Origin of the sequence: Bacteroides sp. (assembly GCF_052357945.1) — a bacterium.
Taxonomy (GTDB): Bacteria; Bacteroidota; Bacteroidia; order Bacteroidales; family Bacteroidaceae; genus Bacteroides.
This window is the reverse complement of sequence record NZ_DAWCXD010000036.1, coordinates 25490-41588: the sequence shown is the minus strand read 5'-3', so window position 1 is coordinate 41588 and position 16099 is coordinate 25490. Positions and strand designations below refer to the sequence as shown.

The 16099-nt window shown below is 41.7% G+C and carries 10 protein-coding genes and 1 pseudogene; 3 read left to right on the top strand and 8 right to left on the bottom strand.

All coding sequences use genetic code 11. The annotated features are described in order from the left end of the window. Positions 1-70: 70 nt before the first annotated feature. The 7 genes and pseudogenes from ACT8YW_RS09450 to ACT8YW_RS09420 form a co-directional block, all read right to left on the bottom strand. Positions 71-1123, bottom strand: coding sequence for a class I fructose-bisphosphate aldolase (locus tag ACT8YW_RS09450; RefSeq protein WP_444104735.1), 1053 nt, complete (start codon positions 1121-1123; stop codon positions 71-73). A 27-nt stretch (positions 1124-1150) separates the two neighbouring features. Beyond that, complete coding sequence (gene gpmA / locus ACT8YW_RS09445) at positions 1151-1897, bottom strand: 2,3-diphosphoglycerate-dependent phosphoglycerate mutase (protein WP_444104734.1); 747 nt, start codon at positions 1895-1897, stop codon at positions 1151-1153. A gap of 307 nt (positions 1898-2204) precedes the next feature. After that, positions 2205-4709, bottom strand: coding sequence for a zinc-dependent metalloprotease (locus tag ACT8YW_RS09440; RefSeq protein WP_444104733.1), 2505 nt, complete (start codon positions 4707-4709; stop codon positions 2205-2207). Positions 4710-4727: 18 nt separating this feature from the next. Then, positions 4728-6155, bottom strand: a complete 1428-nt coding sequence (locus tag ACT8YW_RS09435) for a RagB/SusD family nutrient uptake outer membrane protein (RefSeq protein ID WP_444104732.1) — start codon at positions 6153-6155, stop codon at positions 4728-4730. Positions 6156-6175: 20 nt separating this feature from the next. Further along, a pseudogene (locus ACT8YW_RS09430) lies at positions 6176-9759 on the bottom strand (SusC/RagA family TonB-linked outer membrane protein). A gap of 19 nt (positions 9760-9778) precedes the next feature. After that, positions 9779-10846 (bottom strand): FecR family protein, encoded by a 1068-nt coding sequence (locus ACT8YW_RS09425; protein ID WP_444104731.1) that lies wholly within the window; start codon positions 10844-10846, stop codon positions 9779-9781. Positions 10847-10912: 66 nt separating this feature from the next. Continuing rightward, a complete protein-coding gene (locus ACT8YW_RS09420) occupies positions 10913-11416 on the bottom strand; it encodes an RNA polymerase sigma factor (protein WP_444104730.1) in 504 nt (167 codons plus the stop codon). Positions 11417-11907: 491 nt separating this feature from the next. Between ACT8YW_RS09420 and ACT8YW_RS09415 the strand changes: the two genes are divergently transcribed. The 3 genes from ACT8YW_RS09415 to ACT8YW_RS09405 all read left to right on the top strand — a co-directional run bounded on the left by ACT8YW_RS09415 (position 11908) and on the right by ACT8YW_RS09405 (position 14528). Next, positions 11908-13728, top strand: coding sequence for a PAS domain-containing sensor histidine kinase (locus tag ACT8YW_RS09415; RefSeq protein ID WP_444104729.1), 1821 nt, complete (start codon positions 11908-11910; stop codon positions 13726-13728). 29 nt (positions 13729-13757) lie between these two features. Continuing rightward, the gene (locus ACT8YW_RS09410) at positions 13758-14132 is read left to right on the top strand and encodes an alpha/beta hydrolase (protein WP_444104728.1); all 375 of its coding nucleotides are present in this window, start codon (positions 13758-13760) and stop codon (positions 14130-14132) included. 150 nt (positions 14133-14282) lie between these two features. Continuing rightward, entirely contained in the window at positions 14283-14528 is a 246-nt protein-coding gene (locus ACT8YW_RS09405) for a serine aminopeptidase domain-containing protein (RefSeq protein ID WP_444104727.1), read from the top strand. A gap of 11 nt (positions 14529-14539) precedes the next feature. On the opposite strand, the gene ACT8YW_RS09400 is transcribed toward ACT8YW_RS09405, so the two are convergent. After that, on the bottom strand, positions 14540-15994 hold the full coding sequence (locus ACT8YW_RS09400) for an ATP-binding cassette domain-containing protein (RefSeq protein WP_444104726.1): 1455 nt from the start codon (positions 15992-15994) through the stop codon (positions 14540-14542). Positions 15995-16099: the final 105 nt, after the last annotated feature.

The following is a 16099-nucleotide window of genomic DNA, read 5'->3' as shown; positions in this document are numbered from 1 at the left end:
ACTAATTACGCTAATTTTTAACTAATAAATCAAATACTGATTCGCATTATTTATTTCCATTTATCTCTGATTATGCAATCGTTATTGACGAATCAAGATATACATCCTGAATAGTATTCAATAATTCCACCCCTTCGTTCATTGGTTTCTGGAACGCTTTACGTCCGCTAATCAATCCCATACCTCCTGCACGTTTGTTGACTACAGCTGTAATGACTGCATCACGCAAATCGGAAGAACCGTGAGATTCTCCACCGGAGTTAATCAAACCAACGCGTCCCATATAGCCGTTGGCTACCTGGTAGCGGCAAAGGTCAATCGGATGTTCGGAAGCAAGTTCGGTATACATACGCTCGTCGATCTTTCCGAATCCGATAACTTTGAAGCCACCATTATTAGTCGGAAGTTTCTGTTTCACAATATCAGCTTTGATAGTCACTCCCAAACGGTCGGCTTGTCCTGTTAGGTCGGCGGCAGCATGATAATCGACAGCACCTTTCTTGAAATCATTATTGCGCAGGTAACACCAAAGAATGGTTGCCATCCCCAGTTCGTGAGCATATTCAAAAGCTTCGGCTATCTCCACGAGCTGACGGCGACTCTGTTCCGAACCGAAATAGATAGTGGCGCCTACCGCTACTGCTCCCATATTCCAGGCTTCCTTAACGGTACCAAACAATACTTGGTCGAAACTGTTAGGATAAGAAAGTAATTCATTGTGATTCAACTTAACGATAAAAGGTATTTTATGGGCATATTTACGTGCTACGGATCCAAGAATCCCAAAGGTAGAAACTACTCCATTACAGCCTCCTTCAATAGCCAGTTTTACGATATTTTCCGGATCGAAATAGATCGGATTGGGGGCAAACGATGCTCCGGCAGTATGTTCGATGTCCTGATCGACAGGAAGTATAGACACATAACCGGTATTTGCCAGGCGCCCATGTCCCAACAACGTTTGCAGACTGTTCAATACTCTGATGTTCCGGTCCGAATCAATCCAGATTTTATCTATTGTATCGGGAGACGGAACATGAATCAATGATTTATCAATGGTTTCGCAAGTGTGGTCCAGGTAATAACAGGCCTTATCTCTTAATAATTCTACTACTTTACTCATAACTTCTTTTTTTAATGTGTAACTTTTCTATTTTTTCTTTCCCTGATTGGCTACTGCTTCCATCAGTTTTTTGATCTCTTCTGGGTTTCCCAGGAAATAGTCATTAGCAACGTTCAGGTTTTCATCAAACTCAAATACGTAAGGCACAGCCGTAGGTAGATTCAGCTTGACAATATCTTCATCGGAGATGTTTTTTAGATACTTGATGATGCCTCTCAAACTATTGCCATGAGCGACCACCAACAGCGTATGAGCTGTTTTCAGACTAGGAAATATATCACTTTCCCAATAAGGCATAATACGTTCAATGGTATCTTTCAACGATTCAGTACGAGGCAACTCCGCATCGGGGACTTCATGATAACGGTAATCAAAACGGGGATTTCTCAAATCACTTTCTGAAAGAGGATGGGGAGCTATATCATAGCTACGACGCCACACAAGCACTTGTTCTTCTCCATATTTCTCGGCAGTCTCGGCTTTATTCAATCCCTGCAATTCACCATAATGCTTTTCATTCAGGCGCCAGCTTTTCTCTACAGGTATCCAGTCCAGATTCATCTTATCGAGAACACAGTTCAAGGTTTTCACCGCACGCTTCAAATAGGAAGTATAAGCCTTATCAAAATTGAAACCATATTCTTTCAATGTCTCTCCGGCTTTTTCAGCTTCGGCAACTCCCTTTTCTGTCAGATCTACATCTGTCCAGCCCGTAAAACGATTTTCTTTATTCCATGCACTCTCTCCGTGACGAAGTAATACTATCTTTTTCATTTCTAAAATTCTCCTTTCTTCTTTTTATATATACAACAGATTGTTTCTTCACAAAGTTCACTAGAAAATAAATAGTTGTCAATACCCAGAAATAATGATTCTTTCTGCAAAGAAGCGGGATGCAGTAATCAGGGACATAAAAAAATACCCTCCTCTAATTCTAAGCTTGCATTATGGATGATGATTCATCAAAGCAAGGTTATCATTAGAGAAGAGTAAGTCTGTTAAAGTAAAAAGAGAGAGTTTATATATACAAGAAAATCTGTTCTACTTTTCTATTTTTTTCTATTCTTCGTTTTCCTCAAAGCTATTTATCAGAAGACCGCGTATCAGGATCTTTTCCATAATATCCTTCTTTTATTTTCTGGACGTTACGCAACAATGCCGCATAATGCCGGTAATTAAGTTCTCCCTCTTTATAAGCAGCAAGCTGCTCTTTCACCGAGTCTTCAATCTTATCTAAATGCTGTTCTACAAAAAGCTGAATATCAGAACGGCTGATTGCCAGATTCGCATTGGCACCATCTTTGCCACTAGGTTTTATCATGCCTTCTACAAAGTCCAGATAAGTCCGGTGCAACTGACGACGGAAATTATTCTCCAGTTCATTGGGATCATTCAATGGTTTCCACACTGCAGTAAACACATCATTCAAATAATCATCAAGTACATACGATTCCGAAGAACACAATGAAGTTGAATAGATATTATACAACATCCCCGGTGCAAGCAATAAAGCTACAACAGAGCTTTGACGGTCACGAATCTCATCCACTGCCTTGACTCCGGTACGACTCACCACTTCATCAGGGTAGAGCCATAGCGGAGCTACAAACAAATTGCGTCCCAACCATTCAACAGCTTCTTTCTGCAAACTACGCGGCAGATAATCATGTACTTTGAGATCCGGCAAATTGTTAATATAGCGTCCTCCTATATTCTTTTGTACTTGCAGGGTATACTTCAAATGTTGGGCACGAACCGAATTATAAATGGTAGTTAAGTCATTGTACTCACCGTCAGGCTGCGCTGTCCAGGTCAGTATGTTTTCCATCACTCTTTTCAGGTTCTTTATACCATATTCATTAGCTTTCATATTATTGTCACCCAAGTCCTCACTCTGGCTACGGGGATCAAATCCCTTTCCTTCATCACCAACAAACCACAAGCGATGATCTCCCCGCAGTTTTTTGGTCACTTCGGCACGTAATACGTCTTTTTCTTTATAAGGATCCTTAAATTCCGGACGATAGCGATATCCCCATTGGATAGCCCATTTGTCATAAACACCGATACGAGGGAACAATCCTTTTTCGGAAATCCGATCTTCCGGTTGGGCTACATAATTGAACCGCGCATAATCCATGATCGATACCGTATGGCCATTGGCTTCCACCCAAGCTTTATCACGCAGTTTCTCTACCGGAGTAGCCGAACTGGCTGCCATATTGTGCCGCAAGCCGATACTATGTCCCACTTCGTGTGAAGAGACAAACTGAATCAGGCTGCCCATTAATTTATCATCAAAAGTCATCGTGCGTGCCCGTTTATCCAATGGTCCACACTGCACCATATACCACTTTTTAAGTAAGTTCATTACGTTGTGATACCAGCAGATATGGCTTTCCATAATTTCTCCGCTACGCGGATCGACAATACGCGGGCCATAAGCATTCTCCGTTTCCGAAGGCAGATAGCGTATCACACTATAACGCGCATCATCCAAACTCATATTGGGATCGTTCGGCCATTCTTTAGCTACTATGGCATTCTTGAATCCGGCAGCTTCAAATGCTGCGTTCCAATCTTCGACACCTGCTTTAAGATAAGGTATCCACTTCTTCGGTGTTGCCGGATCAATGTAGTAGATAATAGGATTTTTCGGCTCGGAGAGTTGTCCCCGGCGGTAACGTTCCGGATCTTTCGGCTCCAGCCGATAACGCTGGATGATAGCTCCACGATCGGTAATCTGCTGGTCGTCCGAAAATTCGGTCAACGGGTTTTGGAAAAATCCTACCCGTTCATCGGCAAACCGTGGTTGCATCGGTTCCTTAGGTAACATCACGATGCTGGTATTCAGTTTCACTGTCACCGAACCAGTCTGTGCAGCCGGTAGTCTACCAGCACTGATACTGTAAGTACGCAAAGTCACTGCCTCCACGTTAATAGGATAGGTTTTTATCGTATCCATAAATGTACGGTCTTGGGCTAAAGAACCGATACCAAGGATGGAACGGTCGCTTGAAGTAAAACCACACAATTTATTATCACTCAAAAAGAGTTTTGATACATCAATGAGCTGTGCCTGAGTCTCCGGATTTCTACCAATTACATCAAATTTATAGATTACCGGATCTACAGTCGATTGTTTCAACGCCTCGGCAATGTTATCACCCGGACGGGCAAACTGCGATTGCACATATTCGCGTAAAAAGAGAGTCTTATCATCATGCTGTTCCCAATAAACAACACTCCGGTTCACCTCTTCTCCGCTAAGCATTTTAAAACCCTGTGGCACCGCTTTAAACCAGGTTACAGCCAACAACAACCGTCCCAAAAGAGTATCCGGCACTTCAAAATACCAGTTATCTTTGATGTGGCGTACCGTAAACATACCTTCACATTCACTTCCTCCATCTTTCAACAGTTTCTCATAAGCTGTCACTTTCTTGACAGTGTCTTTCTTGACCGTATCTTCCTGTGCCACCAGTTTCTTCTTTCCACCTTCCAGAAGATATACACCACTGGACCGGGCTCCCACACCTTGTAGAGATAGGAGTGCCAACACAGCCATCATCAAAATCTTTTGCATAGTTTTCTCTTTATTTTCTTATTCGTTAGTGTTCATTGTCAGGTTCGGATTCTTCTCGCGGGCAGCCAACGGGAATGGAATGATATACAACCGTGAATCCGGTTTCAATGTATATGTCTTTTTCTCAACATCCGTAGATACCAGCGGGAAAGTACGGGTAATTGTCTTTGCGTACTCAGCTTCCGTATTATATCGTTTTAAATCCCAAAAACGACTAAATCCGGAGATTAACTCCTTACGGCGCTCATCAATGATTGCCTGCATCATCTCACGTTCGGTGGCAGGTTCCGGCAACACGGCTTCGGCACCCTTGATTCGTTTTTCACGCAACAGGTTCAATGTTTGGACAGCTCCTGGTATATCTTTCAGCCGTGCTTTCGCTTCTGCCAGAATCAAGTAAACTTCGGCAGTACGCATTCCCACAGACATAGGCTGGAACTTAGAATAAGTAATCGAAGTGTTCCACAAAGCAGCTCCTGAGCCTTCGTCAAAGTAGTATACACTGTTGTCACTCGTTTTAAAGAACTGATTCATACGTTCATCATTCTGTCCGAAAAGTTGCACCATCTCCGGACTGAGCATACCATAACAAAAGGCTAAAACTTCAGTAGGACCACCCATATAAGCATAGTTCAGCACTTCCGGGTTACCGCCTTTGGCATAAGTAGTAACCTTAGTCGGACCTCCTTTAACTCCCAAATCAATATAATCAATCAGGGTATTATTCAACTTTAATGATTCTTCGGCAGCTTCTTTCGCTTTTTTCCAATCCCGATGGAACAGATAAACACGGGCAGCCAACGCATATCCAAAAGCTTTTGACGGATGATATACATTCACCGGCTCTTCCTGTAAATAAGGAAGCGCCTCCTCTATATCCTTAATAATGAAATCGTATACTTGAGCAACCGTAGATTTGGTTGGAGTAGCCTCCAAATCATATTTATCGATGATAGCAACTCCACCGTCAGTGGCTGCAGTTTCCGGATTATATGCTTTCGCAAATGTATTTATCAGAATAAAGTGATCCCAGGCACGCATGATCTTTGCTTCCGCTTTTGCCAATTCCTTAACATCTTTATCACCCAGACTAGCATCAACCAATGAAATTACGATATTTGACCGTAGGATATATGTATAACAATTTTCATATAAATTGTTATCACTTAGCTCTTTCCGGTTAGCCGCCTCATTAAAAGTCATGTTAATACCATCCCATGAAATAAACTCATTACCTATGATATTCGATTCTTTCGACCAGACATTATCGCTCAGCAAGGCAAAAGCTGCCGGATGGTAGGCCCGGTTGGGCAAGGCTATCAATTCATAATAAGTTTCAGTAGAATCCACCGTTTTCTTGCCTGTAGGAGTAATATCCACATAGTTTTCACAGGCTGCAAAACCCAATATGAGAATAACTGGCAATATATAAAGTAATTTACGCATATCTTGTATCTTTTAAATAGTTAGAAACTTGTTGATAATCCGATGGAGTAAGTCTTGGGTGAAGCGATGCCACGTGTACCATCGCTCATTCCATAGCTCTCCGGATCAATATCACTTCCTGCCTTACACCAGGTAAACAGATTATTTACCTGCACTTTCACTTTCAGAGAAGAGAGGCGGAGGTGCTGGCAAACCGTAAACGGCAAGTTATACCCTACACTCAAACTACGCAATTTCACATAACCTGCATCTTTCACATTGATGTCACCGTATTGCCACCAATCCTGGAAAGTTGTTGCATAAGTTTTTACCTGTGCCGGTATATCGAGGTACATGCGTACCTGCGCATTCGAATCATCCGCAGTCCAACGGTTGGCAATTCCTTTCAAGGTTTGAGTACCTAACTGGTCATCCATTTTTAATACGCTGTTACGCAGCTTATTACCACCAGCATACACAAAGAATGCATTCAAATCAAAATTCTTATAGTTGAATCTTAACCCCACTGATCCGCTGAATTTCGGAGTCAGCGAACCAAGGTTCACCAAGTCATCAGTACCTTTGAGCGAAGAACCAGAAGTGATACTGGCTACCGTGCCGTCTTCATTAAATTTCACCAGATCATTTCCATCTTTATCCACTACTACCGGATATCCATTCTCAATACGATCTATACGGTAAGCCCATAACGTATTATAACTAGTACCTTCCATAAAATAATCCTGCGGCCCCACTATAAAAAGGCGCGCATTATCAGATTCACTATGATCGACTTTCAACATTTTGTTCTTATTATAGTCAAAGTTTAAATCTACAGCGAAGTTCCAGTCTTTCTTACGTATGATATTGGCTGTAAGGGAAAGTTCTACGCCACGATTACGCATCTCACCATTATTCACCACACGTGAACCGGCTCCTAAAGTAGGGTCCATATATCGGCGTACCAGCAAATCAGATGAGTGACGATTGTAATATTCCAGACTACCGCTTATCAGATTCTTGAAAAGACGGAAATCTAATCCTATATTGTAAGTAGCCGTTTTCTCCCAACGAAGCTTCGGATTCGGCAGATCATCATCCTCGTAAGTCAGATAAGTCGTTTTGATAGGATTGCTCTGTGTTTTTTTCTTTACAACAAAATAGGTAGTCGAGGCTTGATCTACATTACCGTTGATACCGTACGTCATACGTAGTTTAAGGTAATCCAGCCAGGAAATCTCTTCCATGAACAATTCTTCCGACAGAATCCAAGAAGCACCGACTGACCACAAAGGATGGCGCTGATTGCGTATATCAAGCCCGAACAAGTCAGCTTGATCCCAACGTATACTTCCGGAAAGATTATAACGTGAAAGATAAGAGTATCCTGCATTTGCATAAAAAGACGCATAACGATGGCGTGACTCGTGCAAAGTGGCAGACAGCCCCGATAAAGTAATCGTTCTGTCAGAAAGAGCGCTTGTTCCTACACCGTCACGATAGGTCTGCCAGTTCATAAAATCAGAAGTTAATGTCTGCGGATCGTAGCCATACAACAATTGGTAAGCAGGTGTCGGAATCTTGTTTTCACGAAATTCCAGACCGGCAATGGCAGTTACTGCATGGTCTTTCCAAGTTTTGTCAAAGTCAATCTGGTTTCGTACCGTGTAACGCTTACTTTCTACTTCTGTCTGATAAAAACGTCCCCCTTGCGGCAATTGTGCTTTTCCATTTGTATCAACCATACTGTTATGTAGCATACGCATTGCATAAGTATTTTCCGACTCAAATAGTTCACTCTTACCTTTATTCCATTCATATTGATACATGAAGTTGTATTTGAACAAGCCTGTAAACTTACAAACGGACGAATACTAACATCATGTGACTTTGTTATGCTTTCCTCCAATGCATCAAGTACATTGAAACCAAACGTTCTATAAAGTGAGACACCTTCAGCTTTTCTTACAACACTCCCATTATAGGAAGGAGATGTACCCACATTCACGTAAGGAGAAGTATAATGGTTACCGTCGGCATCCAATATCCGCTCATATCGTTGTTGCAGGGTATAGCTAGTATAACCGCTATTCGGGGTATGACTACGTCCCATACGTACGTCCACTCCAGCATTCAGATTCAACCAGTTTGTAACCGCATAATTCGATTTATAGTACAAAGAAATTTTATTGCTTTTACCACTGATAACGCGCTGACTATCCTTTTCATAATTGAAAGAAAGGAGATGGTTGCTATTTCCGGCTTTCTGTGATACGGTTACATTATAGCGCTGGGTTATAGCCGTACGCCAAGCGTTATCACGATATTCTTTATAATAATCATTATTGCGCCATTGCCCCAATGTAGCATTTACTTCACCACTGGTAATATCCCCATTGGCCTGATCCAGATAAAGCTGAAACAAGGGATTGTAATAATTATGCTCAAAAGAAGATAAAAAATTCGCCGCACTTCCTTTTTCCGCTACATTGGCATCAAAAACAGCTGTCTGATAATCAATAATATCACTTGTTGAAGCTAAATTCAAACTCTTGAAATTTGGTTTGGTAGTGATAAACCAGTCTGCATTAATGCTCACGTGCGCACCTTCTTTTTTAGCCCGCATCGTGGCTACCACAATAACGCCATTGGCTGCCAAAGCACCATAAATACTGGCAGCGGCAGCATCTTTCAGCACAGTGATACTCTCTACATTATACGGATTTATTTCGCTCAATCTCAAATTGGTTGGCATATCGTCCACAACAATCAGTGGTTCTGTTCCCACATCACGCGAGAATGTACCTACCCCACGAAGAATAGGACTCATATCACCCGTATTCGAATTGATATTCATACGCAAACCAGCTACTTGCCCTTCCAGAGATGAGGCCAGATCACTGTGCATCTGTCTGTTCAGTTGCTCGGAATCAACGAAACCGAAAGCGGCAGTAGAACGTTCACGGCTAATACGCTGATAACCCGTCACAACAACATCACCCAACTGTTGCTTGTCCTCATGCATTATCACCCTGACGTTGTTACGATCTTTAACAGAAACCATTTCCGACTGCATACCAACGAAAGACACTTCCAATGTATGTACATCGACCGGAACTCTACAAGTAAAGTTTCCCTCTGCGTCCGTAATAGCACCAAAGGGACTGTTAAGCACCTTTACATTTGCTCCCGGCAAGGGATCACCACTTTCATCCACTACCTGTCCCCCAACATTTCTGAACTTACCTGAAGCAGCTGTCGAGGTAGCTTTCACTTTACGGACAGTGATGAAATTTTGTTTCACATCATACTCAAAAGGCTTTCCTTCCAGCATCTTCTGAAGTGCTGCCAAAGGAGACATCTGATATATACTCACAGTTACACGATAAGGTGCAACGTCTTCACTGGGAAAATTCACCTTATAACCAGATACATTGCTGAACTGTTTCAAGGCCGAACCGAGCGGTTCGTTTTTCATCTCTAAAGAAATCTGCCTGTTTTCTGCATTCTGCGCCCATCCTTGCAAGGTTGCTGCTGTGAGCACCAGCAATAGAAAGGCAGTTTTCATCCATACAAGCTTTCTTTTAGTTCTTTTTTCTAATAATGTAATTTGTTGCTTTTTCATAAGAGTTGTATTTGTATAGTTAAATCTGTTTGATCGTAATGGTTCCGTCCTGATAGTCTACCTGCACTTTCTCCAACTTATTCAGTAGTTCCAATGCTTCATCCAAATGGGTATTTTTGTTAGCCCAGAAGTTCAACCTGATATGATACAATTCGCGCCGCTCGAAATCGATATTCACATTATACCATCTTCCCAAAGCACCCATGATTTCTTCCAACGGCACATCCTCAAAGTAGAACATTCCCTCTGTCCAGGCTGTATATGTAGCGATATTCACTTCTGATACTTTTTCCTCTCCGGTTTCCGTATAGGTCAAATCCTGTCCCGGACGTAATGTTACCGACTTATTGTTAGCTGTGTTTGTGACCTGCACCTTACCATTCACCAAAGTCACATGACGATCTTCAGCACTGTAGGAACGCACATTGAATTTAGTTCCCAGCACCATGGTATTCATGCCGTTGGCACATACAATAAACGGATGTTCGGCATCTTTTGCCACTTCAAAGCAAGCCTCCCCTTCTAGTTCCACACGTCGTTCTTTTCCATTAAATGCCACAGGGTAGCGCAAACGACTTTCAGCATTGAGCCATACCTTAGTCCCATCAGCCAGTACCAGCAGAAAATCTTTTCCACGTGGTGTAGTCAAAGTCTGACAGCATACAGTGTCTGCCGAGACAGTTTTCCAGTCTTTCACATCCATCACACTGTCTGTCAACAACTGCTGTCCACTACGACCATCCATTTGTAGGATCACATGTTCATCATTGTTGTTCGCAGCAAAAAAACGTATCGGCTGTTCCGCTGGTAAAGAAGTGGAAGGAAGCAAAGAAGGAATCAGAAAAGCCAGTATCAAGACAGCTGCAGCAGAAGAAGCAATTGCCAAAATGCGCATTTTCTTTCTGTACTTGCGTTTCCGTTCCAGATTCTCACGTATCATAGCCTCCTTACAAGCCATTAATTCCAAGAAAAGTTCTTTATTTTCAGGTATGCTTATCCACTGAAGAAATTCATCAGTTTCCCTTAATTGCGGATGTTGTATGGCACGAAGTGCATAATCTAATTTTTTATCTGAATGGTCTATCATAGTGTCAATAGTTTCATTAAACACGTAAAGGTTGCTGAAACTGATGACACCCTGATAGATTTTTTTTTAAAAAAAGATGGTTAATTGTTTTCGGAGTATCTTTAAAGCTCTGGCAATGTGCGTTCTAACAGTATTATCACTAATACGTAACTTTTCACTGATTTCTGCACATTTCTTTTCATTTAAGAAGAATTCTTCCACTACAGTTCGCATTTGCGGAGCCATCTGGCGAATGCTCTCCTGCATCCGGTTTATCTTATCTTCATACTCACGATATTCTTTCACAGTCCAGCCACTGTAAAGTTCTTCCAGATATCTTTCCGCATTTTTATGCACCACGTTCTGATGACGTATTTGATCAATACAACGATTTCGCACCATGACGAAGAATAACGGCAGCAGATCCTCTTCCGTTGTCAACCGTTCGCTGCTCTCAAGCACCGAACAAAAGACATCGTTCACCACATCTTTTGCGCTTTCCTCATCATTCAGCAGATTATATGCATGAATATAGAGTTTTTGCCAATGCTCCCTGTATATAACAGTAATAGCATTTTGACTATTATCCATGTATTTTTATTACTTTTTGTATTTCGCAGGACGCAAAGATAACCAATTAGAGCAAAAAATACTCTATTTATTAAAAAAGATTATAATTCATATAAACACATTTGTTGCTATAGACATATTCTATTCCCATGATCTGGCTCTTAATATTTTAACACCATGTTTCTCTCCAGAATGATACGATTCACAACTATATCCGGTGGTTTCCATTCATCTGGACGTTGATTTAATCTTCGCTTTATCTTTACGCGTACAGAATGCTTCGATTACTTTTTTTACACGAAGATAATTTATTGATATTCTGATCATATATGCTCAATTTCTTTTTAGTACAGACTTTCCTTGTGATACAATCATACTATCTTTTACTTTTTTAAAGTGGAATTCAACAAAAATGATTATTTTTACGAGCAAATTATTGTCTAACTACCTGATAATACAGACATACCTTGAAAATAAACGAACAAAACGAAAGCGAATTCCTACAAAAGCTTATGAACAAAGCGAATATAGGATGGTGGGAAGCTGACTTGAAAGCAGAGACTTACAAGTGTTCGGAACTTATCTCCCAACTACTCGGAATAGGAGAAGATGGGCTCATCAGTTTCGAAAATTTCAACAAGCGTATTCTAAAAGAAGATCAGGGATACGCAACTTTTCCGTTTTTTGACAAATTACAACAGACTGTAGAAGAAATATACTTGTTTGATACTCCCAAAGGTCATGTATGGATTCGCAGTAAGGCATGCTTCCAGGAAACAGACGAAAATGGTAACACCAAAGTATATGGAATTGCCGAAACCCAAGAGGGAATTCATATAGCATCTGCACATCAAGCTCTACAAAATAGCGAGCGGATCCTACATAATATTTATAAGAATCTTCCGGTAGGCATCGAATTATATGATAAGGATGGTCAAATGGTCGACCTGAATAAAAAAGATATGGAAATGTTCCGTATTTCCAATAAAGAAGATATTTTGGGAGTCAACATTTTCGAGAATCCTATATTGCCGGAAGAGATAAAACAGAAAATAAAAGACAATGAGAACGCAGATTTTACATTTCGGTATGACTTTTCCAAAATCAACAAATATTATCAGCCTAACAGTACAGCCGGTTTCATTGACTTAACAACCAAAGTCACCACTCTATACGATCACAATCACGAACCTATCAACTACCTCTTAATTAATGTAGACAAGACCGAAGATACAATTGCTTATAATAAGATTCAGGAATTCGAGAGTTTTTTCGACCTGGTAGGAGATTATGCCAAAGTAGGTTACGCGCACTTCGATGCTTTGAGTCGGGATGGGTATGCTTTGAGAAGCTGGTACAGGAATGTAGGTGAAGAAGAGGGTACCCCATTACCGGAAATCATCGGCATTCATTCCCATTTCCATCCGGAAGATCGGGCTGCGATGATCGACTTCCTGGATAAAGTGATAAAAGGAGAAAGTTCCAAGCTATCCCGCGATGTCCGCATTCGCAGAGCAGATGGAAATTACACTTGGACACGGGTTAACGTATTAGTCAGGAATTATCAGCCGCAGGATAATATCATCGAAATGCTGTGTATCAACTTTGATATTACCGAACTGAAAGAGACAGAGCGGATGCTGATTGGTGCCAAAGAAAAAGCTGAAGAAGCCGATCGGCTAAAATCTGCTTTTCTTGCGAATATGAGTCATGAGATACGTACCCCGCTCAATGCGATAGTAGGCTTTTCCAGTTTGCTTGAGGAAGCGGAGGATGCAGAAGAAAAACATCTGTATGCAACGATTATTGAAGAGAACAACAAGCTCTTGTTACAACTGATATCGGATATTCTTGACTTGTCAAAGATCGAAGCCGGGACTTTCGATATTATCCCGGAACAAGTGGATGCACAACAACTTTGCAACGAACTGCTACAGTCTATGCAAGTAAGGGCTACTGAACAAGTAGAGATTCTCTTAGCACCGGAACTGCCCGAGCTTACTTTTACCAGCGACAAAAACAGGTTGTATCAGGTATTGCTGAATTTTGTAACGAATGCTCTGAAATTTACTTCCGAGGGCAGTATTGTTATTGATTACCGGATCAATGGAGATGAAGTCAGATTCTCGGTTCAAGATACGGGAATGGGCATCGAACCGGAAAAGCAGGAAGCTATCTTTACCCGATTCGTGAAATTGAATAATTTCATTGCCGGCACAGGGCTGGGACTCCCTATCTGTCAAAGTATCGCCACACAGTTGGGCGGCAAAATCGGAGTGGAATCGGAACCGGGAAAAGGTTCTTGTTTCTGGTTTACGCATCCGATTAACTAAAACGAAATTATTAAGTATTATATAGTTCCATGAGCACTATTCAACCCCGATATATACCCAACAAAGATGCAGAGGATATTATCATATTCATCCATGGTATCGTAGAGGGACCTGAACAGTTTACTCAATTAATGAAGATTAGTGTTTCGGCAGGATACGCCGCAGCCGCATTGTTACTACCCGGACATGGGGGAACTGGCAAGGAGTTTGCACAAAGCAATAAAGAGGAGTGGCAGGAGCATGTTTGCCAGCAAATTGATTCTTATCGGGAAAAGTATTCTCATATCATACTTGTCGGACATTCAATGGGAGGTCTCCTCTCCTTTCTCGCATACATGGAGAACCCCACACAGATAATCGGTATCGTAGTCATTGACACTCCACTGTATGTACATACCAAATGACAGGCCATCCGAAATAATCTAAAGGTAGGATTTTGTAAGAATATTCCAGAACACGATCCGGCCTCGGCACTCCTTCAGGCAAGTAGTGTTGCGCCCTGTTCCGTATTCAGATATATCACATGGGCTCCACGAATCATCAATTTATTCCAGTTGATGGCACGCACCCGAAAAATACTCCCTGAAATAAATATTCCGACCCTAGTCTTTCACGGAGATCGGGATGAGCTAGTCAGTACATACAGTGTACGAGTATTTGAACGCAAGCTGCCTGACTCCAACAGAACAATAGTCAGATTACCGCACTCTACACACTTCACGTATGGCGAAAAAGATTTAGATACCTTATATAAAACGTATCTCCATTTCCTACACAATCTACCCTCAACAAACGGATGATCTTAGACTTTCTACCGATTTCTCTTTAAGAAAATACGATCTGTTATAGTGTTGGGAAGTTCCGATTCATAATGTGTCACCATAATCATCGTCTTATCTTTGCGTTGGCAGAAAGCCTCGATCACTTTCTTTACCCGGCGACGATTATAGGTATCCAAGCCATGAAGGGGTTCATCCAGAATCAACAGTTCCGGGTCTTTGACGAAAGCTCTTGCCAGCAAGGCCAAGCGTTGTTCTCCACTGGATAGTTGCAGGAATGGTTTATCTTTCAAATCTGCAATGCCGAATATATCCATCCACCATTCGCAGATAGCCATCTGCTCTGGTTGAGGACGTTTATACAGACCAATACTGTCATGCAAACCACTGGCTACGATTTCAATAGCCGGTAAGTTTTTGAGATAAGCACGGTGCATCTCCGGACTTACGTAACCGATATGTTTCTTGATTTCCCAAATACTTTCTCCCGTCCCTCTTTTCCGTCCGAAGAGACTGATGTCGCAGGCATACGATTGCGGATTGTCTGCACAGACAAGGCTCAACAATGTTGATTTTCCAGCACCGTTCTCGCCACTCAACGCCCACTTCTCGCCACGATGGACTGTCCAGTCCAGTTCTTTCAGAATAATTCGGTCTCCATAACGAATACTGACCTTATTCAGTTTTACTACTTCCTCCGAATCATAATTGTTGCCATCAGATGGCAAATTTATAATCCGTTGCTGCAAGTCATCAAAAGAGGTAGTCACATCTCTACTGCGAAAAGCGTCCAAATAGACTTCACGTTCCATTTTAGGAAAGACTTCCATTTTGTCCACAGGAATGACATGAGTGATGAATGACGGTATATCATCGAGCATGGAAAGTACCAAAATGATCTGTACGGACGACATTTTCGTCAGACGTTCGAGCAAAGAAAACAACAGTTCGCGCGTAGGAGCATCCAGTCCGATAAACGGATTATCCATAATCAACACGCGGGGAGCAGTCAACAAGGTTTTAGTTAGCTGGAATTTACGTAATTCACCGCTGGAAAGGAGAATGATCTTCTTGTCGAGCAACGGTTCGATACGGAAGAGTTCAAACAGTTCGCGTTGTAGTTGCTCGTCCTTGATTTCTCCCAACATCTCACGAACATAGGGAGTTTCATCCTGATCGTGAGCATTCCAACGCTGCTGATAGTAGTAATTGGCATCGGCGGCTCCATAAGTATCGCGGAAAGCAATGTATTTCACATTATCATAAAGAGTCTGGGTGGCAGAGGGGGAAAAATCATATTCCACGATTCCTTCACGCAATGGATATTTTCCGATCAGGGTATCTACAAAAAGACTTTTACCACCACCATTGGGACCTACAATAGCTATGTGTTCATTCGCTCCGATAGTTGCCGTGATGGGTTTGGCTAAACGCACAAGCGGGTTGCGTGCTACGCCCCCCGCCATGCAGAATGTATTTTGGTTCATATTCTTTTATTCTGTTTTATTATTGCCCGCAAAGGTAACAATTTTATCATAAAAGACGCCAAATTGCAAACATATTCTTATTCGTCACCTATAGGGAATATCTTT

What these genes read in the sequence shown, in the direction of transcription:
- ACT8YW_RS09400 (WP_444104726.1), bottom strand. Translation starts at nt 15,994, where the DNA reads ATGAACCAAAATACATTCTGCATGGCGGGGGGCGTAGCACGCAACCCG.
- ACT8YW_RS09440 (WP_444104733.1), bottom strand. Translation starts at nt 4,709, where the DNA reads ATGCAAAAGATTTTGATGATGGCTGTGTTGGCACTCCTATCTCTACAA.
- ACT8YW_RS09435 (WP_444104732.1), bottom strand. Translation starts at nt 6,155, where the DNA reads ATGCGTAAATTACTTTATATATTGCCAGTTATTCTCATATTGGGTTTT.
- ACT8YW_RS09450 (WP_444104735.1), bottom strand. Translation starts at nt 1,123, where the DNA reads ATGAGTAAAGTAGTAGAATTATTAAGAGATAAGGCCTGTTATTACCTG.
- ACT8YW_RS09425 (WP_444104731.1), bottom strand. Translation starts at nt 10,846, where the DNA reads ATGATAGACCATTCAGATAAAAAATTAGATTATGCACTTCGTGCCATA.
- ACT8YW_RS09415 (WP_444104729.1), top strand. Translation starts at nt 11,908, where the DNA reads ATGAACAAAGCGAATATAGGATGGTGGGAAGCTGACTTGAAAGCAGAG.
- gpmA (WP_444104734.1), bottom strand. Translation starts at nt 1,897, where the DNA reads ATGAAAAAGATAGTATTACTTCGTCACGGAGAGAGTGCATGGAATAAA.
- ACT8YW_RS09420 (WP_444104730.1), bottom strand. Translation starts at nt 11,416, where the DNA reads ATGGATAATAGTCAAAATGCTATTACTGTTATATACAGGGAGCATTGG.
- ACT8YW_RS09410 (WP_444104728.1), top strand. Translation starts at nt 13,758, where the DNA reads ATGAGCACTATTCAACCCCGATATATACCCAACAAAGATGCAGAGGAT.